At 65.9% G+C, this 18048-nt stretch carries 18 protein-coding genes and 2 pseudogenes; 16 read left to right on the top strand and 4 right to left on the bottom strand.

What is annotated here, in order from left to right; all coding sequences use genetic code 11:
* Positions 1–80 precede the first annotated feature (80 nt).
* Positions 81–578 carry a helix-turn-helix domain-containing protein gene (locus AB0H84_RS02800; RefSeq protein ID WP_357597123.1) on the bottom strand — a complete coding sequence of 166 codons (498 nt, stop codon included), beginning with the start codon at positions 576–578 and terminating at the stop codon, positions 81–83.
* Between the two features lie 974 nt (positions 579–1552).
* On the opposite strand from AB0H84_RS02800, the gene AB0H84_RS02795 reads away from it, so the two are divergent.
* The 3 genes from AB0H84_RS02795 to AB0H84_RS02785 are packed head-to-tail and all read left to right on the top strand — an operon-like array spanning position 1553 to position 3786.
* A complete protein-coding gene (locus AB0H84_RS02795; RefSeq protein ID WP_357597120.1) occupies positions 1553–2794 on the top strand; it encodes a helix-turn-helix transcriptional regulator in 1242 nt (413 codons plus the stop codon).
* Positions 2795–2801: 7 nt separating this feature from the next.
* Positions 2802–3278: a hypothetical protein gene (locus tag AB0H84_RS02790; protein ID WP_357597117.1), complete on the top strand. Its 477-nt coding sequence runs from the start codon at positions 2802–2804 to the stop codon at positions 3276–3278.
* Between the two features lie 52 nt (positions 3279–3330).
* Complete coding sequence (locus AB0H84_RS02785; protein WP_357597114.1) at positions 3331–3786, top strand: hypothetical protein; 456 nt, start codon at positions 3331–3333, stop codon at positions 3784–3786.
* A 143-nt stretch (positions 3787–3929) separates the two neighbouring features.
* Here AB0H84_RS02785 and AB0H84_RS02780 read toward each other — a convergent pair whose 3' ends face one another.
* Entirely contained in the window at positions 3930–4826 is an 897-nt protein-coding gene (locus tag AB0H84_RS02780; protein WP_357597111.1) for a LysR family transcriptional regulator, read from the bottom strand.
* Positions 4827–4862: 36 nt separating this feature from the next.
* On the opposite strand from AB0H84_RS02780, the gene AB0H84_RS02775 reads away from it, so the two are divergent.
* From AB0H84_RS02775 to AB0H84_RS02745, 7 genes and pseudogenes are all read left to right on the top strand, one after another.
* A complete protein-coding gene (locus tag AB0H84_RS02775; RefSeq protein WP_357597108.1) occupies positions 4863–5600 on the top strand; it encodes an SDR family oxidoreductase in 738 nt (245 codons plus the stop codon).
* A gap of 73 nt (positions 5601–5673) precedes the next feature.
* On the top strand, positions 5674–6597 hold the full coding sequence (locus tag AB0H84_RS02770) for an NADP-dependent oxidoreductase (RefSeq protein ID WP_357597105.1): 924 nt from the start codon (positions 5674–5676) through the stop codon (positions 6595–6597).
* Between the two features lie 159 nt (positions 6598–6756).
* A pseudogene (locus AB0H84_RS02765) lies at positions 6757–6936 on the top strand (helix-turn-helix domain-containing protein); the annotation flags it as partial.
* A gap of 304 nt (positions 6937–7240) precedes the next feature.
* A complete protein-coding gene (locus AB0H84_RS02760; RefSeq protein WP_357597102.1) occupies positions 7241–7915 on the top strand; it encodes a DUF2306 domain-containing protein in 675 nt (224 codons plus the stop codon).
* A gap of 175 nt (positions 7916–8090) precedes the next feature.
* Positions 8091–8399: a type II toxin-antitoxin system prevent-host-death family antitoxin gene (locus AB0H84_RS02755; protein ID WP_357597099.1), complete on the top strand. Its 309-nt coding sequence runs from the start codon at positions 8091–8093 to the stop codon at positions 8397–8399.
* 3 nt (positions 8400–8402) lie between these two features.
* Positions 8403–8921, top strand: coding sequence for a type II toxin-antitoxin system RelE/ParE family toxin (locus AB0H84_RS02750; protein ID WP_357597096.1), 519 nt, complete (start codon positions 8403–8405; stop codon positions 8919–8921).
* 21 nt (positions 8922–8942) lie between these two features.
* A pseudogene (locus tag AB0H84_RS02745) lies at positions 8943–9050 on the top strand (peptide-methionine (S)-S-oxide reductase); the annotation flags it as partial.
* A 16-nt stretch (positions 9051–9066) separates the two neighbouring features.
* On the opposite strand, the gene AB0H84_RS02740 reads toward AB0H84_RS02745, so the two are convergent.
* Entirely contained in the window at positions 9067–9885 is an 819-nt protein-coding gene (locus tag AB0H84_RS02740) for a DeoR/GlpR family DNA-binding transcription regulator (RefSeq protein WP_357597094.1), read from the bottom strand.
* A 318-nt stretch (positions 9886–10203) separates the two neighbouring features.
* Here AB0H84_RS02740 and AB0H84_RS02735 point away from each other — a divergent pair, with 318 nt between their 5' ends.
* The 6 genes from AB0H84_RS02735 to AB0H84_RS02710 are packed head-to-tail and all read left to right on the top strand — an operon-like array spanning position 10204 to position 16362.
* A complete protein-coding gene (locus AB0H84_RS02735; protein ID WP_357597092.1) occupies positions 10204–11472 on the top strand; it encodes a sugar ABC transporter substrate-binding protein in 1269 nt (422 codons plus the stop codon).
* 55 nt (positions 11473–11527) lie between these two features.
* Entirely contained in the window at positions 11528–12469 is a 942-nt protein-coding gene (locus AB0H84_RS02730) for a sugar ABC transporter permease (RefSeq protein WP_357597089.1), read from the top strand.
* Positions 12470–12474: 5 nt separating this feature from the next.
* Complete coding sequence (locus AB0H84_RS02725; protein WP_357597086.1) at positions 12475–13320, top strand: carbohydrate ABC transporter permease; 846 nt, start codon at positions 12475–12477, stop codon at positions 13318–13320.
* Between the two features lie 33 nt (positions 13321–13353).
* Positions 13354–14217, top strand: a complete 864-nt coding sequence (locus AB0H84_RS02720; RefSeq protein WP_357597083.1) for a ketose-bisphosphate aldolase — start codon at positions 13354–13356, stop codon at positions 14215–14217.
* A 1-nt stretch (position 14218) separates the two neighbouring features.
* Positions 14219–15415, top strand: coding sequence for an ADP-dependent glucokinase/phosphofructokinase (locus tag AB0H84_RS02715; protein ID WP_357597080.1), 1197 nt, complete (start codon positions 14219–14221; stop codon positions 15413–15415).
* A complete protein-coding gene (locus tag AB0H84_RS02710) occupies positions 15412–16362 on the top strand; it encodes a class I mannose-6-phosphate isomerase (protein ID WP_357597078.1) in 951 nt (316 codons plus the stop codon). The genes AB0H84_RS02715 and AB0H84_RS02710 overlap by 4 nt, the downstream gene beginning before the upstream one ends.
* A 6-nt stretch (positions 16363–16368) precedes the next feature.
* Here the strand turns inward: AB0H84_RS02710 and AB0H84_RS02705 are convergent, their stop codons facing one another.
* Entirely contained in the window at positions 16369–17856 is a 1488-nt protein-coding gene (locus tag AB0H84_RS02705; protein WP_357597076.1) for a hypothetical protein, read from the bottom strand.
* Positions 17857–18048 lie beyond the last annotated feature (192 nt).

Here is an 18048-nt window from a genome sequence, read left to right as displayed (position 1 = left end):
CTCCTCTACCCGGCGATCAAGTCCTCCCACACGGCATGCCAGCGACCTGCGGCTTCAGGTTGGAAAACGCTCAGTGACCCTCAAAAAGCCTCACCGAGGATCTCAAGTCTCATAATCTCGAGCCGGTTCCACTGATCTTCTGAAAGACCGTAGATCGGAGTGAGCTTCTTAAGATCACTATTATTCGGAATGATCTGTGCTCGCTCGAAGCCGTCGATAGTAGATTCGTCGATTCCCGTCTGCGTACTTACCTGATTTTTGGAGAGACCACTATTCAGCCGTGCGGTGCGAAGGGCTTCAGCGAGGCTCCCTATAGGGCCAGGTGGAAGCGCTGCTGGAGCGGCGACTCCCCGGCCCGGTGCAGCCTCGACATCAGAGGTGCTCGGCGAGGAAGTCGCGCCAGCGGCGATGCCTCCAAAGATGGCTGCGATGACGAGCATCGCGACTGTCAGAAGCCAGATCGGGCTAAGTGAGTCGGAGTCGGACTTCGAGCGGGAGCCAGGGGCACTTCGTACGTACGCCTTAACTCGGACCAGCTTGCCATTCACTCGTTTCACATACGAGCTGACACGAACCATGGAGCGAGGGTAGGCCGTGGTTCCGACATACTTTCGACAGAATCAGGAGAAGTAAGAAGATTCGAGCGTTAAGGGAATATATGGCTTACTTTACAGAGAGCATGCTTGGTGTTAAGGGCGTCCCCTACTGTTATTAGGACCAGCCGCAAGGTAAAGGGTTGTGCGGATAGAGGATCCTCGGGGCTGCTCGGGTGAAGGAGGGACACAGGGAAGGCTGTTAGTGCCCGTAGCCGCGCGCTGACTGGGCCCCGCGATGAGGAGTGTTCGAGAGACTGCCGCCCCGCTTCCGGTGCTCGGGCCTGGACGCCCTGCGCTCCGGGTCGGGTTGCCATCGAATTACCTGCCTACCGCAGGCTGCCGCGACTTCTGGTGCCTGATCTCGGCGTGTAGATTTCCGGCCAGTTCCTCCAAGGTCTCTCCGCAACGCACGTTGGAGAGACCGCTGTTCTTGGACACGAAATTGACTCGCATGGCGACCCAGCCTCCGGACATGTCGATGATCTGCCAGCCAGGGAATCTGCTGAGTATTTGCTGCACGGTCAGAGACACTGCTGCACCCCGGCGATCAGTGGCGAGAGGGGATGTGACATGCGCAGTTCCGTGTAGCGAAGGGTGACTCGGTGGGCCGCGCGGGCCGGGTCAGTGAAGGGGTGGCCTGCGTAGATCGCTCGGTGTCTCCGCGGGTTCCAGCCAGTGCGCCACCAGTACATGCCGTCCTCGCACCATACGATCAGGCCGACCCAGACCGACACCATGGGCGTGCCGTAGTCGTGATGGACGTCGGTAGTGATTCCTTTCTCTGCAAGAGCAGCGGCCAGCCGTTGTGCGCCGGCCAGGGGCTGAGGCGGTAGTGCATTCATGTACCGAGCGTCGCCGTCGCGAAACCGTAGGTGAACGGCCTAGTGCTGCTGGTGGTACGGGTATTCCCGTCACGAATATCGGTACGGCCGAGGGCAGCGGCTTAACCTAGCGTTGTGACCCAGATACCGCCGCAGTTCTGGTCCGGGCCAGTTGTGGCCGCCGCTCTCGCCGAGTGCGATCTACCAACCATCCTCGAAGAGGTGCGGCGGGCGCACGGTTGGACGCAGGGCCAGTTCGCTGAGGCGGTCGGCTACTCCCAGAGCTGGGTGTCCAAGGTGTTGCGTGGCCGTCAGCCGCTCACCGTGGACCAGGTTCGGGAGATATCCATCCAGATCGGGGTGCCGCTTCACTTGCTTCGATTCGGAGCCCGAGGGGATGACGATCCAACGAAGCGCAGAGATTTCGGCAAGGCCGTGGCGTTGACCGCGCTGGCGGGGGTGGCCCTGCCCAAGCGTTCCGATGTGGACGAGACGACAGCCGCCACGCTTACCAGCATCACGGGCGCCCAGCGTCGATTGGAGGCGGTCACGCCTGCGCGCGAACTCGCCAGGCCGGCTGTAGCGCAGGTCGATCTCGCAAGGCGCGTTCTCGGCCGCGCGTCGCGGTCTCCGCAAGCTGATGAGATCCGGGCCGGTCTGAGCGAGGCGGCAGGCTTCGCGGCCTGGGTGCATGCCGATATGCAGGACACCGGTTCGGCGCGGCTCTACTACCGTCGCGCCGTCGACAGTGCACGACAGGCCAACCATGCGCTGCTGGCGGCGTACATGATCGGAAGTCTGGCCGCGTTCGAGATCGACGGCGACGATCCGCTGATCGGACTGAATCTCTTGGCGCGGGCGCGGCGGGAGATCGGGGAGCGGCCCCCGGCCATCGCCCGCGCGTGGCTGTCGAGCCTCGAAGCGCTCGGCCATGCGACCGCGCGAGACGAGGCGGCAGCGCTTCAGGCGTTGAGCGCGGCTGAGGCGGCGGTACGGGCTGGTGAGCGGGCCGCTGCACCGCCCTGGCCTTGGGTGTTCCCGTTCGATCACGCCAAGCTGGCGGGGTATCGGGCCCTGGTGATGGTACGGCTCAAGCGGCCGATTGAAGCCGTTGCCGCGTTCAATGAGTCGCTTTCGTCGGCCCAACCCGGTGCGAAGCAGCGGGGTGTGCTCATGACGGAGGTGGCGACGGCTGAGGCCATGTCGGGACGCTACGACGAGGCGCTGTATCTGGCGTCCAATGCGCTCACCGTGGCTACGACGTATGGCTCCGAGCGTGTCCTGCACCGGGTCAAGAACTTCCGCCGCTCGTATGCCGGACCGTCGTCCGGTGCTCTGCGCTCGTTCGACGAGCGTCTTCACGCCACTCTGATCTAGGGGGATCATGGTTCGCATCGCTGTGTCCGGTCATCGGGGCTTGCCGGAGGAGACCGCCGTACTGATCGACGGGGCGGTACGTGAGGCGCTTGCTGAGTACGGTCCTGGAGTCACCGGGTTGTCCTGTCTGGCGGACGGGGCTGATCAGATCTTCGCTCGTGCGGTACTCGATCTCGGGGGTGTGCTGGAAGCCGTGATCCCGGCCAAGGACTATCGGGACGGGCTGCCGGGCGAGTGCCATGCTGCGTACGACGAGTTGCTGGGCCGGGCGGTCCGGACTCACCGGCTGGACTCTGTGGAGTCCACCGCGGCATCGCACATGGCGGCCAGCGCGCGGATGCTGGACGATGCCGAGGTCTTGTTCGCCGTCTGGGACGGGCAGCCTGCCCGAGGTTACGGCGGGACTGCTGATGTGGTGGCCGAGGCGCGGCGGCGAGAGGTGCCCGTGCGGGTGATCTGGCCCGACGGGGCCCGGCGAGATTAGGAGCCTCCAGTGTGGTGGCCAAGAACCTTCACCGGATCTCTACCCTTATCGCATGACCACGGAAGATCGACTCGCCACTGTCGATGACCTGCTGGCCCGCCCTTTCCCGAGCGAAGAACGAACGGTGCCGGCCAGAGGGACTTGGGAGGGCTATCACTCCAGCGGACAGCGCCACCACATGTGCGTCCTGAAGGCCAGCAGGGACTTTTGGGACGACCGCAGTGAGGATGTCGTCGAGGCGGCAGAGGAAGAGATCGCCGCCGCCTTCGAGGCGCTGGCCACCGCCCTGACGTCGCGCTGGGGCGGACCTGAGGTGGTCGATCTGCGGCCTTACCTGGAGAATGAGATCCCAGCGCCTGAGCCGATAAGCGAGCTTTGCCAGCTCAGCGGCGAGATGTTCGTCTGGCATCCGGGCGCCGGCCGATGGGTTGCACTCGCGGTCGGTCAGGCTGATTCGGAGTTCCCGATCCTGCTGCTCGCAGCCGTTGGTGAAAGGTCGCTTCTGTAAATGTCGTGCATCCCAAGGCCGCCCGGTGAACCTTTGTGGTCACCGCACTAGACGTTGCTGGCCATGACGTTGTCGTCGGTGGTGGTCACGGCTGAACTTCGCCAATCCGGCGTGAGCGGTCGGATCTTGTCGCCAGGTATCGGCTACAGGCGGGTCGCGGTGCGGACGAGGTCGGCGACGGCTTTGGATCTGCTGTGTGGCGGCGAGGCGATGACGGTCGTGACGGCCGGTGCGTCCGGCACCGGCACGATGGCATGGTCGTCGCGTAGCTGGTCTCGGAGCGACTCGGGTACGACGGCGCAGGCCAGTCCGAGCGCGATCAGTTGGAACAGTTGGGTATGGTCGCGCACCTGCGGGCCGGGGCCGTCCGGGTGGCCGCCATCCGGTCCGGGCCAGCGCGGCAGGGGCAGGTCCGTCTGGGCGTTGACCTCGACCAACGACAGATGCGCCCGGTTGGCGAGGGGATGACCCTTGGGCAGGACCACGACCTGCTGTTCGGTGTGCAGATCCTCGGTGTCGAATCCGGCTGTCGTGTCGTAAGGCCGGTGGAGCAGAGCAACGTCGGCACGCCCGGTGCGCAGCAGACTTTCCGGCTCGCCCGGTCCGCACAGCATCACCTCGACGGCCACGGCGCCCGGTTCAGCGGCGTAGGCGTGCAGAAGCTTCGACAACAGTTCCCTGGACGCTCCTGCCTTGGTGGCCAGGACCACACCGGGCTGGTCAGCCGCGGCGCGGCGGGTGCGGCGCTCGGCGGCTTCGACCGCGTCGAGCGCGAGCCGGGCCTCCCGTAGCAGCACCGACCCGGCCTCGGTCAAGGCGATGGCGCGAGGGGTACGGTGCAGCAGAACGACTCCGAGCCGCCGTTCCAGCTGCTTAATCGCCCGCGACAGTGGTGGTTGCGCCATCGAGAGCCGTTGTGCCGCCCGCCCGAAGTGCAACTCCTCGGCTACGGCGACGAAGTATCGCAACTCCCGCGTCTCCATCAGCTCATCGTATTCGGCGCTGACCACGACCGATACCCGTGCGGTATCGCCGCCCACCTGACTGGTCTTGGACGGCCCACCCGAGTCCGCAACATGATCGACGGCATGAGTGAACGTACGATCGCGCTGGTGACCGGCGCGAACAAGGGGATCGGATATGAGATCGCCGCAGGCCTGGGCGCCCTTGGCTGGCGAATCGGTGTGGGCGCGCGGGATCGACAACACCGCGACACCGCGGTCGAGAAGCTGCGCGCGGCCGGGACCGATGCGTTCGGCGTGCCGCTCGACGTCACTGACGACGCAAGTGTCGCCGCCGCGGCCGAGCTGGTCGCCGGCCATGCCGGAGGGCTCGACGTCCTGGTCAACAATGCCGCGATCGCCGGCGGTATGCCACAGACACCGACCACGGTCGAGCCCGCGACCGTGCGAGCCGTCGTGGAAACCAACGTGATCGGCGTCATCCGGGTCACCAACGCGATGCTGCCGATGCTGCGCGGCTCGGCATCACCGCGGATCGTCAACATGTCCAGCAGCGTCGGCTCGCTCTCCATGCAAACCACCCCCGGCATCGACATGGGCCCGGTTCCCGCCGCCTACTTGGCATCGAAGACCTTCCTCAACGCCCTCACCATCCAGTACGCCAAGGAACTGAGCGACACCAACATCCTGATCAACTCCGCCTGCCCCGGCTTCACCGCCACCGACCTCAACGGCTTCCAAGGCGTCCGCACACCACAACAGGGCGCGGCCATCGCGATTCGCCTCGCAACCCTGCCCGACGACGGACCGACCGGCGGATTCTTCGACGACGCCGGAACGGTGCCCTGGTAACAGTCACACCGGGCACGAACCATTCCCTTCTCGGCGTCAGCCGCGCATCGCGCGCCACAGGAGAAGCAAGACAATGACAAAGGCAGTCAGATACGACGAGTTCGGTGGAATCGAGGTGTTGCGGGTCGACGAGGTCGACCGGCCAGTGCCCGAGAGCGGGCAGGTCCTCGTGCGGGTCAAGGCCGCAGGCATCAACCCCGGTGAGGCGGCCATACGCACCGGCGCGATGGCCGACATCTTTCCCTCGACCTTTCCGCCCGGGCAGGGCAGCGACCTCGCCGGAGTTGTCGCCGAGGTCGGCACCGGAGTCGACCGATTCGTGGTCGGCGACGAGGTGATCGGGTTCTCCGAGCAGCGGGCAGCACAGGCCGAGCTGGTCCTGGTCGACGTCGACAACCTCACACCCAAGCCGGACAGCATCTCATGGGAGGTAGCGGGCGGCCTGTACGTCGCCGGAGTGACTGCGTGGCGGGCAGTGCATTTTCTACAACTCGACATCGGGGAGACCGTCGTCATCTCCGCAGCAGCCGGAGGAGTCGGCTCGCTCGCCGTTCAGCTCGCGCGCCGTGCCGGAGCCACGGTCATCGGTCTGGCGAGCGAGCACAACCATGAGTGGCTGCAAACACATGGTGTGATCCCGGTCGCATACGGAGACGGCGTCACCGACCGGATCAAGGCCGGCGCACCGAGCGGCATCGATGCCTTCATCGACACTTATGGCGGCGGGTACGTCGAAATGGCCCTTGCCCTCGGCGTCGCAGTCGAGCGGATCGACACCATCGCCGATTTCGCGGCAGCCGCGAGGTACGGAGTCAAGACCGAACCCGGAACCAACGCCAGGCCCGGCGTCGAGGTACTTGCCGAACTGGCCGCCCTGATCGCCGACGGACACCTCGAAGTCCCGATCGCCAACGTCTACCCGCTGACGCAGGTCCGCCAGGCCTACACCGAACTCGAACGCCGACACACCCACGGCAAGATCGTGCTCAAACCCTAACCGGCACCATGCAACGCAGCGCCCTCGAGGCTCTGCTCAACCGCAGGATGATCCCCGTCGGGGCTGTCCGGTCGGCCACCTGATTGGCCGCGACAACCCGGACGACACCTCCGATATTCGGCAGAACCGCAAGCAAACCTCGCAAGAAGTTCAGACAGAAGCGCCACGGCGTCGAAATGGGTGAATCGATCCCGGCAGTTCGGCGACCTCGGGTTAGTCGACCGGCCCCCGACGCCGCACCGGCACCCCACCGCGACCCCAGGCGACGTTGTCGTACAGATCGAAACCATGCGCCGCAGCCACAAGTGGTCGATGGCACGGATCGCCTTCGAACTCAGCCAGCTCCGGTCGGCCTGACTTCCGGTGAGGTGTGATCGGCCGCCTCTGAACCACGCTGCATCCTCACTGGGTGAGATTCTTGCGGGCGGTCCGGCGGTCCGGCGGTTCGACGGCGTCTTGTGTTCTGGACGGCTGCTGGACGTGGAAAACGCCATGCGGGACGACCGTGAAGGTGGTGGGGGTCGGAGACTGCCAATCGCGACGATCTCAGCCGAAAGTACGACTGATCGGTGGTCGATCGGACGACTCGGGTCGGGCTCTTCGGCTGAAGAACTCCCATGGCGTCGGCCGTCACCATCAGGACATGACCGACGAGAGCATGGCAGTACGATCCGCGCGTTCGCCGCGCGGCCGCGTGCGGGGTGGGTGGCAGGTCCCTGCCGGGTTGATCGCCCTCAGTCTCATTCCCCTGATCGCAGGTGCCCTACGCCTGACTGAATTGGCCGGTGGTCCCGCGATCATGCCGGAGACCGCGGCCCTGGCGGCGCCTCTGCCCCTGGGGTTGCACATTGTCAGCGTCAGTGCGTACAGCATCCTGGGGGCCTTTCAGTTCGTCCCTCGATTGCGGCGCCGCAGAAACGGCTGGCATCGGAGAGCTGGGCGGCTGCTCGTCGGCTCCGGGCTTCTCGCGGCGCTCACAGGTATGTGGATGGCGCTGTTCCATAGCCGTCCCGGGGATGGCGGTCTCCTGCTCGGCTTCAGGCTCGTGTTCGGTGGGGTGATGGTCGTTTCGATCGTGCTCGGGTTCGTCGCGATCCGGCGGCGGGACGTTGCCGGGCACCGGGCCTGGATGGTCCGGGGTTATGCCATTGGCATGGGGGCCGGCACGCAGGCGCTCACCCAGTTGCCCTGGATTCTCATGCTCGGGGCGCCGGAGGGGCTCCCCAGGGCGTTACTCATGGGTGCCGCGTGGATGATCAATTTGCTCGTGGCCGAATGGGTCATCCGGCGGTGGCGCATCCAGGCGGCGCTCCTCTGAGAGCAGCTTTGTTACGTCGATCGGGACGGCTGGTCGTGAGCGAAGTTCCTAATGGGTACTGCGGCATCGGCGGGATTGGAGTCGTGTGTCCAGTGGGTCTGACGTCCGGCGACGGGTGAGGCGATGCTCGGGCAGGGGCGCCGCGGTTCTATACAGAAAGATGTACAGTTGATGCATGGCTGTTCTGCACGACCCTACTGAGCTGACCGTCACAGAGGCGGCCCAGCGAGGCGTTGCCCGCCTGGTGGCTGATGCGGAGCAGGGGACCGATCTGGTGGTCACCCGTCGGCATCAGCCAGTGGCGGCCGTGGTGAGTATTCGTCGGCTCAATGAGCTTGAGGAAGCGGCGGCTGATTTGCGTGATCTGGCGCTTGTGCTCGCCCGGTCGGTCACGGACACGGGGGAGCGGGTCTCGCTCGATGAGGTGCTTGCCGCTTTCGGGCATACTCGCGAGTCGCTGTCCGCCATACCGGACGATGAGTGAATCGTGTCCGACGTCGTCTTCACGGCGCCGGCGGTCGACGACCTTCGGCGCATTGGCCCAGACGCGGTGCCCAAGGTACTCAAGAAGATCCTCCTCCTGCTGGACAACCCCGAAGCCGGCTACCCGCTCGGCGGGGAACTGAGCGCTTTCCGGAAGCTGGTGGTCGGTCGCAACACCTGGCGTGTCGTCTACCGCATCACCGAGGACAAGTCGGTGGAGATCTGCGAGGTTTGGGCTGTCGGTGAGCGGGCCGACGCGGAAGTGTACGCGGAGGCGACGGCGAGGGTTCGCAAGGCGGGCACAGACCGTCCCGAGATCGTCCAGCTCGGCCAGGTGATCGAACGCCTCGGCGCGCTGTCCGATCACATGCGCGTGGAGAAAGCACCTCCAAGGGAACCGGTTCCAGACTGGCTTGCGGACCGGTTGATCTACACGGCCGGGATGGCGCGTGAGGACGTTGCCGCTCTTGATCTGCAAGAGGCGGTTGACGCGTGGGCTGAGTATCGATCCAAGGCTCATTAGGTCGTGCACCTATTGCCTGAAGCGAAGCGCTACTACCAGCAGTACCTTTTCAAAGTGCCGAACGGGTACTGCGGGATCGGCGGCACCGGGGTGGCCTGTCCGGTCGGGTTGACGTCCGGTGCGGTCTGACAAGCTCTTCTGAGCGCTAGGGCTTGGCCACGGGGGTGAGCACCTCCACGCCGCTCGCCTTAAGGGCGCCCCGCAGGTCGGGTGGCGGTGCGGTGTCGGTGATCAGGTAGTCGGCCGCGCCGAGTTCCGACACCTGGGCGAACAGGCGGCGGCCGAACTTGGAGGAGTCGGCGAGGATCGCCACGCGGGCCGCACGGGAGATCATCTCCTGCATCATCGCGGCCTCGGCGAGGTTGCTCGTCGTGTAGCCGGCGTCGGCGGCGACCGCGCCGACGCCGATCAGCGCCAGATCGCAGCTGATGTCCAGCTCGGCGCCGGTATTGGCGCGGAAGCTGACCGGGCCGATCGTGGCGAGGGTGAGCGCGCGCACCGCGCCGCCGAAGACGTAGATGTCGCGGATGGCCGTAGGCGGGAGCGCGCTCGGCACCAGCAGATTGTTCGTCGCCACCGTGAGGTCGCGGTGCTGGCCCAGACTGCGGGCGAGCGCAAGGGTGGTCGTCCCGCCGTTGATCATGATAGTCGAGCCGTCCTCGACCAGCGTCGCGGCCAGTGCCCCGATCTTCTCCTTCTCCTGCTCCTGCACGGCAAGCCGCTGGTCGACGGCGCGGTCGGTGCGGGAGACCGTGGACAGGCTGACAGCGCCGCCATATGTACGCACGAGGATGCCCTCGGCGGCCAGCTGATCGAGATCGCGTCGCACCGTGTCGATGGAGACGCCGAAGCGCTCGGCCAGCTCGCCCACTGTGACCTGGCCGGTGTCGGCCACGTACGCAGCCAGCTGAGCTTTGCGCCCGGCGGGTAGGTGGCGCTGCCGCTCGTCCTTGTCAACGCTCACTGATTCCCCCTTGTCAGTGCGGCAGTATGCCACAAGTCCGCGCCTTCTGAGCTGATTGCCGCATAGAGCTGCCAAGAGTCGCAAGAGTGGGCAGGGCCGACCGGAGGCCGGTAACGGCTGGGGCCCCTACAGCTCAGAGGGCTGCGACGGAATGCCAGATCATGCGTCATGGCTCCACAGTATGCCGTACTTCGCAGCTTTTTGCTGTTCTTCTCTTGTTTGAGTCCGTAACCCGCTGCTAACGTGACGGCCAACACGGCAGAGGGCGGAAAGATCTCGATATAGAAGGAGCCCGTCATGGCGGTTGGTGCAACCCGGGTGAGACGAGTGATAGGGGCAGCGACAGCGGCTGCGACGGTCGCGTTCGTGGCGGCGTGCGGCTCGGGCGCCTCGGGGGACACCGCCTCGGACGGCAGCGTGACGCTGGAGTTCGCCCAGTGGTGGGGGGCTGAGCTCCCGGCCGGGGAGTTCGACAAGATCATTAACGATTTCACCGCACAGAACCCGAAAATCAAGATCAAGCTGCTGAGCGCGCCGTACGCTTCGACGAAGCAGCAGCTGATCACCGGCGCCGCGTCGAAGACCCTGCCCGACGTGGTGGGCCTCGACGGCGCCTGGGTCAACGACTTCGCCAAGCAGGGCGCAATCACCGATCTGTCCAAGCTGATGGCCGACGCGAAGTACGACGCCGGCGAGCTCGCCAGTCAGGTGCAGGTCAAGGGCAAGACCTACATGATCCCGGTGGTCAACTTCGTCTACCCGCTCTTCGTCAACAAGGACCTGCTCACCAAGGCCGGCGTCGCCAAGGTGCCCACCACGCGCACCCAGTTCCTCGACGCGGCCAAGAAGATCAGCGCGTCCGGCAGTGACGTGAAGGGCTGGGCGCTCCCGCTCGACAGCGCCGTCCCCAACGGTATCCAGAACGACGTCATGTCCTGGCTCTGGGCGTCCGGCGGCAGCATGCTGGCCGACGGCAAGCCGAACCTGACCAGCGCGCAGGTCAAGAGCGTGGTCGAGTACGTGAAGAGCCTGAACGATGCGGGCGTCATCGCCCCCGGCTCGCTCACCATGAAAGAGCAGGACAAGGTCGAGAAGTTCATCAACGGCCAGGTCGGCATGATGATCGACTCGCTCGCGCACATCAACCTGATCAAGAAGAACAAGCCGGATCTGAAGTTCGAGGTGGCGGCCCTTCCGGCTGAGGACGGCTACACCGGCAAGCGTGGCATCCCGTACGCGTCGTGGGGCATCGGCATCTCCGACTCCACCGAGCACAAGGCCGAGGCGTTCAAGTTCGTGTCCTACCTGCTCAGCAAGGAGACCAACGCGAAGCTGAGCACGATCGCGAACGGCTTCCCGGGTAACAAGAACGCCCAGCCCGACTTCAGCAACAGTGACCCGCTGTTCAAGACCGCTTTCGACATCTACCAGCAGGGCTACCCCGCCAACGAGTTCGTCGGCCTGCCCAAGTCCGAGGACCTGATGCGCAGCTTCGACGAGCAGCTCCAGCTCGTGATGACCGGCAAGACCAGTGTCGACGCCGCCCTCGCCAAATCGCAGGAGTCCTGGTCCTCGGTGATCGGGTAGCCCGCCCGGGCGCCGTGCCGGTCCCCCGGCGCGGCGCGCGATCAAGGAGAAAGCGATGACATCCATGACGGCACCGAAGACGGCGCCGCCCACCGAGGAACGGGTCACACCCGGCCGGACCCGCTCTACCCTGGCCCGGCGCCTGATCCCGTACGGCTATCTGTCCCCCACGGTGCTTCTGATCGTGGTCCTGATGGTGGTCCCCATCGTCATGGTGATCAGCTACTCGTTCCAGGACAACGTGATCGTCCAGGAGAACCCGGTGTTCGCCGGGTTCGCCAACTACACCAAGGTGCTCACCGACCCGGACTTCCTGGCGGCGCTGGAGAACACCGCCATCTTCATCTCGGTCAGCACCGTGGCCCACCTTGTCCTCGGCCTGGCCTTCGCGATGATGCTCAACACCCAGTTGCTGGGCGGGGTCGCCAAGGCCGTTTTCCGGATCGTCTACATCCTGCCCTGGCTGTTCACGATCGCGGTGATCGCCGTCATCTGGCGGCTGCTGCTCGACCCGTCCGGCGTGGTCAACTACGTGCTGCACGCGTTGGGTCTCATTCAGGAGGGCGTGAACTGGCTCGGCGACCCGGGCAAGGCGCTCTGGGCGGTCACGTTCGTCAACATCTGGTCCGGCTACCCGTTCTTCATGATCAGCCTGCTCGCCGGCCTGCAGGGAATCCCCAACGACCTGTACGAAGCGGCCGCGATGGACGGGTCGAACTGGTTCCAGCGGTTCATGCACGTGACGCTGCCCCAACTGCGACCGGTGATCGTCAGCATGGGAGTGCTCGACCTGATCTGGACATCCCAGCAGTTCGCACTGATCTGGATGACGACCGGCGGCGGGCCGCTGCACGCCACCGAGATGCTCAGCACCTACACCTACAAGCAAGCCTTCAGCGAGTACGAGTTCGCTACCGCGTCCGCCGCCGCCGTGATCGTGCTGCTGCTGACGATGATCCTGGCCTTCTTCTACGTACGCCAGCAAAGGGAGCGGTGAGACGCATGGCCACCACCATCAAGACCCGTCGCACGCTCGCCAAGGCCGGCGTCATCACCGGCCTCGTCATCGGCGGGCTGTTCGCCGGCCTGCCGGTCCTGTGGCTGCTGTCCACCTCGTTCAAGAGCAACGGAGAAGTCTTCCAGAATCCGCCGAAGCTCATCACCAACAGCTTCTCGTTCGACGCCTACTGGGAGATCCTGGGCAACGGTACCCAGCTGCGGTACTTCCTCAACAGCTACATCGTCGCCTTCGCGGTGACCATCCTGACGCTGCTGGTGGCCGTCCTGGCCGGGTTCGCGTTCAGCCGCTTCACGTTCCCGTTCCAGAAGACCATCAACGCCGTGATCGTCAGCGTCCAGGCCGTGCCGCCGATCACGCTCGTCATCCCGTACTTCGGGCTCGTCGTCGGGCTCGGGCTGTACAACACCTATCCCGGCCTGATCCTCACGCACATGGTGTTCACCCTCCCGTACGCGATCATCATGATCACCGCGTACCTGAACACGCTGCCACGAGAGCTGGACGAGTCCGTCAAGGTCGACGGCGGCACCGGCTGGACCGCGCTGTGGCGGATCCTGGTGCCGATCTCGGTGCCCGGTCTGATCGCGGTCGGCGTGTACACGTTCATGATCTCGTGGAACGAGTACCTGTTCGCGCTCACTCTGACCCGTACCGACGACATGCGCACCGTGCCGATCGGCATCCAACTGCTCATGGGCCAGCACTCGTACGAGTGGAACCAGATGATGGCGATGAGCATCCTCGGGTCCATTCCGGTCCTCCTCCTCTTCCTCCTGTTCCAGCGACGGTTCATCGGCGGGCTCACCGCCGGCGCCGTCAAGGCCTGACACACCCAGCACGCAAAAGGAGAGAACGCACAAATGCTGACGACCGGCAAGGCGATCCTGGACGTCGCCAACGAACACAGCTTCGCCGTGCCCGCCTTCAACATCAGCGACTGGGCGATGTTCAAGGGGATCGTGGAGATCAGCGAGGAGACGAACGCCCCCCTGATCGTCGGGATCCACCCGGACGAGGTGCGGCACATCGGCCGCGAGATGATCACCGGCATCGTCGAGCGGTCGCACAACTCGAGCGTCCCCATCGCGATCCACTGGGACCACGGCGCCACCTATGAGCAGATCCTGCAGGCGATCCAGTACGGCTTCACCTCCGTGATGATCGACGGGTCGCTGAAGCCGTTCGAGGAGAACATCGCGATCACCAAGAAGGTCACCGACTCCGCGCACGTTCTCGGCGTGTCGGTGGAGGGCGAGCTCGGCACGATCGGCGGGAACGACAGCTACGCCGAGGCGGGCGCCGCCGAGATCATCTACACCGACCCTGACGACGCGGTCACGTTCGTCGAGCAGACCGGCGTGGACAGCCTCGCCGTCGCGATCGGGACGTTCCACGGCCTCTACCCGGCCCACCTCAAGCCCGAGCTGAAGCTCGACCTGCTCAAGGAGATCAAGAGCCGGGTGCAGATCCCCCTGGTGCTGCACGGCGGCTCCGGCAACCCGGACGACGAGATCCGCGAGGCGGCGCGGATCGGCATCAACAAGATCAACATCTCCACCGACATCAAGGTCGCCTACCACGACAAGATGCGCGAGGTGCTGGGCAACGACCGGAAGATGCGCGAGCCGAACGCCATCCAGCCCGCCTGCATCGATGCCATGAAGGTGGTCGCCGCCCAGAAGATCGAGCTGTTCGGCGCCGCCGGCAAGGGCTCGCTCTACTGACATGGCCGACGCGTCCCGGACAGTCCTGGGCCTCGGCGGTTGCGTCGACTACGAGTTGAAGCTGACCACCAGCGTCCTGGAACAGCTTGTCGCCGAGTACGGCATCGTGGCCGCGGAGCTGACGTCGCCGGCCACGGTGACCAGTGAGCGGGACCTCGTGGTGTCGATCCTCGGGTACGTCGCCCGCGGGGGAGGCGGTGAACACTTCGTCGCCTCCGCCCCGGCGCTGTCGACCTTCGCGAACCGCTTCCCGCATCGGGAGACTCTGGGCGGCACCTCGGTGCGGGCCGGGATCGTGATGAGCCGGCTCGGCGTGCCATCCACACTGCACCTGGTCAGCGTCAACAACACCTTCCGCCGGCTGCTGCCGGCGGACTGCGAGTACATCAACAGCGGTGCCGGGGACACCTTCTATCCACACCTGATCGTCCAGTACGACAAGGGCCTGCGGGTCCGGGCGGGCGACATCGACATCGTCGCGCCGTTCCCGAACCGCCTGATCTACGTCAACGACTCGGCGAACGCTGCCATGCTGCTCACCGACGATCTCGGCGACCGGTTGGGCAGGGCGGACATCTTTCTGATCTCCGGATTCAACGCCATGCGCGACGAGGCGGAGCTCGACGAGAGGCTAGCCGCCCTGAAAGAGCACATGCGGCAGCTGCCGTACGGGGCGGTGGTCTATTTCGAGGACGCGGCATACCATGAGCCCGCCTTCAGCCGCCGGGTCCGGGACGCGCTGCTCGACGAGATCAACGTGTACGGAATGAACGAGGACGAGCTGCAGTCGTACATCGGGCGCCCGGTCGACCTGCTCTCGGCCGAGGATGTCGCGGAGGCGCTCACGGCGGTGCACGAGCTCGTCCCGGTGCCGACGCTGGTGCTGCACACGAAGTACTGGGCTGCGGCGCTCGGCGCAGGCGATTACGCCGACGCCCTCGACACCGGCACGGTCATGGCCGCCACCCGCTACTGCCACGGCGACGAGTTCAGCGAGGAGGACGTCGAGCGCGTGCGCCGACTGGCCCGGCGGCCCGAGTCCGTCGCCTTCGCGGCGGCGCTGCGCTCGCGCATGGGGACGACTGTCGACTGTGTCCCCGGCTTCGCACTCGACGTCCAGAATCCCACCACCGTCGGGCTCGGCGACACGTTCGTCGGTGGCTTCCTCGCCGAGCTGGCCCTCAAGGGACGTCGATGACCGTCGAGGTACTGCCTGCCAACCAGCCCGAGACGTTCTATCGCGGCGCCGGCGGGATCGCCGAGTTCCGCAACATGCCGGGGCTGCCCGACCGCCCGGAGGACTGGGTGGGCTCGGTGACCTCCAGGTTCGGGCTCGCCCCATCCGGGTTGTCCACCCTGGCCGACGGCCGCGTGCTGGCCGAGGCGATCGCCGCGGACCCGCGCTGGTGGCTCGGCCCAGAACGCGCCGACACCGGCGTGCTGGTGAAGCTGCTCGACGCCGGCCAGCGGCTGCCATTGCACGTGCACCCTGACCGCCGCTTCGCCACCGCGCACCTCGCCTCGCCGTACGGGAAGACCGAGGCATGGGTGATCGTCTCCGCGCGGCCCGGCGCGTACGTCCATCTGGGTTTTGCCCGTGACGTGGAGGCCGCCGAGCTGGCCGGCTGGGTGGACGGGCAGAAGACTGAGGCGATGCTCGCCGCCACCAACAAGATCCCGGTTGCGGCCGGCGACGCGATCCTCTGCCCGGCCGGGCTGCCGCACGCGATCGGCGACGGCATCCTGCTGGTCGAGGTCCAGGAGCCGACCGACTTCTCGGTGCTGCTGGAGTACGAAGGTTTCGGCCTTGCCGGCGGCCACCTCGGCCTCGGCTACGACCTGGCCCTGCAGTGCGTCGACCGCGGCGCCTGGACGCCATCACGCCTCGACGGACTCCGCGGTACTCCGGCGCGACTGCTGCCCGAGGCCGCGGACGAGTTCTTCGCCGCTCGCCGCCTGTATGGCGGCGAACGCCTGGAACGTGGCTTCAGCGTGCTGGTCGTGGTGGCCGGAGAGGGCAGGTTGATCGGCGACAAGGACGACCTGTCGCTCCGGCGGGGAGACACGCTGCTGGTTCCGTACGCCGCCGGCCCGGTCCTTCTGGACGGCTGGGTCGAGGTGATCCGCCTCTCGGCGTCCGCCTGACTGCCCCTATGCGTTGATGTTGATCCCCTGCGTGGGTCTCGTCGCGTCGGTCGTGGGACGGGTGATCGCTATCCCGCCGCTGGTGACCAACTGACAGCGGCCTTCCGCCGCCGGCGCCTTGGACAGAGGAGCCCGGTGGCGGTCGCCGTACGCCAGGAGCCATGCGCGGGCGAGCACCTGCCGGGCCAGGGCCAGCAGTGGGGGAGCGATCAGATAGCAGGCCACGCAGAGCCCGTACAGCAGGTAGATCTGCTGACCGACGGTCAGCTCCTGCGCATGGATGAACGGGACCCAAAGAGCGCTGAACTCGGGCGTGTAGTAGCACAGCGGCGCCTCGAAGATGTAGAGGCCGGCCGGCTCCAGGCAGACTTCGCGGGCGGGGGCGTCGCCGAAGACGGCCCCGTTCAAGCCGACCCAGAGGGAAAGGCCGAGTGCCAGGACTGTGATCGCGTTGGTCAGGATCGACGGGTCCTGCCGGTGCAGGCGGACCGCGAGTGCAAGGCAGGCGGGGATGGCGGCGAAGAGCAGGTAGCGGGGTCCCCAGAAGGTCGAACCGCTCCACGACCAGTAGGTGGAGTAGAGCAGGACCAGGCCCACGACGAACGCCATCCACATCCGGTAGAGCGCCGTCAGGTCCACGCCCGCGCGGCCGGGGAGGGCGGCGATCCTCCGGCGTACGGGCAGGAACAGGCCGGGTGCGAAGAACAGCAGTCCCTTGCCGAATGACAGCAGCAGCGACAGGAGCCCGAAGAAGATCGGATAGCTGAGTCCGGGCTGGCCGGAGAACGGCATGATGGTTTTGGGCCCTCTGTCGTCCCCGTATCCGGTCTCGAAGGGGTTGCCTCTGCGGATCCAGGCTTCGAGCAGGACGACCGCGACGGCCGCGGCGACGGCCAGCCCCGATCGCAGTCGCCGCGTGGCCACTATGCGTTCGGCGGTCAACAGCATCATGGCGGGCAGGGTGGCGGGGGTGTTGGCGACGCCGAGCACGATCGCCGTCCATCCGCGGCGGGTGGTGACCAGAAAGACGGTCCCCATGCCGACCAGGACCGCGGTGAATACTTCGCCCCAGTAGAAGAGCAGATGATTGGAGAACATCGAGGCGAAGGTCAGCAGGAGCAGAAAGCGGCGTAGCAGGCGGCGCGGCACGTGGTCGCGGAGCATCCAGTAGAAGATGAACAACCCGGTGGCGAAGACCAGCGCGTTGTACTTCTCGCACCACCATTCGGGCGACCGGTACACCAGGCCCAGCTGCCAGAGCGGGGTGGAGAACAGGGGGCCGATCAGCGAGTACTTCTCCTCGCTCAGGTGTCGCTCGGCCAGCAGCCTCCAGAGGTACATGAAGCGAAATCCGCCGTCGCCCCAGAGCAGCCCATGGGGCAGCAGGAAGGTGATTCCGGCGAGGCCGCCGACGATCATGCCGATCTCGAGCCGCGCGATCGCGCGGGATTCAGGTTTCCCCGAAACGACAGAGTCCACTGTTCTGTTCGACATGCCTGGTTCCCCCACCCTGTCCCCAGCGGGCCACAGGATGCGGTCGCCGGTCATGAATCGAGGATGAACGGCCGATGTCAGCCACTTGCGGTGCGTTGCGCAAAGTGTCGGCCAGCGCTTCGCCTGATCGGTAATAGGCGTGACGGGCCTTTGAAGGGCGCCGCTGCGCTGTTCGGGCATGCCCGTTCGGGC

The sequence above is a fragment of the Nonomuraea sp. NPDC050786 genome, assembly GCF_040654115.1.
Lineage (GTDB): Bacteria > Actinomycetota > Actinomycetes > Streptosporangiales > Streptosporangiaceae > Nonomuraea.
The sequence above is the reverse complement of the archived record's forward strand: the minus strand, read 5'-3'. Positions and strand labels throughout refer to the sequence as shown.

What these genes read in the sequence shown, in the direction of transcription:
- AB0H84_RS02800 (WP_357597123.1), bottom strand. Translation starts at nt 578, where the DNA reads ATGGTTCGTGTCAGCTCGTATGTGAAACGAGTGAATGGCAAGCTGGTC.
- AB0H84_RS02790 (WP_357597117.1), top strand. Translation starts at nt 2,802, where the DNA reads ATGGTTCGCATCGCTGTGTCCGGTCATCGGGGCTTGCCGGAGGAGACC.
- AB0H84_RS02785 (WP_357597114.1), top strand. Translation starts at nt 3,331, where the DNA reads ATGACCACGGAAGATCGACTCGCCACTGTCGATGACCTGCTGGCCCGC.
- AB0H84_RS02775 (WP_357597108.1), top strand. Translation starts at nt 4,863, where the DNA reads ATGATCGACGGCATGAGTGAACGTACGATCGCGCTGGTGACCGGCGCG.
- AB0H84_RS02770 (WP_357597105.1), top strand. Translation starts at nt 5,674, where the DNA reads ATGACAAAGGCAGTCAGATACGACGAGTTCGGTGGAATCGAGGTGTTG.
- AB0H84_RS02760 (WP_357597102.1), top strand. Translation starts at nt 7,241, where the DNA reads ATGACCGACGAGAGCATGGCAGTACGATCCGCGCGTTCGCCGCGCGGC.
- AB0H84_RS02755 (WP_357597099.1), top strand. Translation starts at nt 8,091, where the DNA reads ATGGCTGTTCTGCACGACCCTACTGAGCTGACCGTCACAGAGGCGGCC.
- AB0H84_RS02730 (WP_357597089.1), top strand. Translation starts at nt 11,528, where the DNA reads ATGACATCCATGACGGCACCGAAGACGGCGCCGCCCACCGAGGAACGG.
- AB0H84_RS02725 (WP_357597086.1), top strand. Translation starts at nt 12,475, where the DNA reads ATGGCCACCACCATCAAGACCCGTCGCACGCTCGCCAAGGCCGGCGTC.
- AB0H84_RS02720 (WP_357597083.1), top strand. Translation starts at nt 13,354, where the DNA reads ATGCTGACGACCGGCAAGGCGATCCTGGACGTCGCCAACGAACACAGC.
- AB0H84_RS02715 (WP_357597080.1), top strand. Translation starts at nt 14,219, where the DNA reads ATGGCCGACGCGTCCCGGACAGTCCTGGGCCTCGGCGGTTGCGTCGAC.
- AB0H84_RS02710 (WP_357597078.1), top strand. Translation starts at nt 15,412, where the DNA reads ATGACCGTCGAGGTACTGCCTGCCAACCAGCCCGAGACGTTCTATCGC.
- AB0H84_RS02705 (WP_357597076.1), bottom strand. Translation starts at nt 17,856, where the DNA reads ATGTCGAACAGAACAGTGGACTCTGTCGTTTCGGGGAAACCTGAATCC.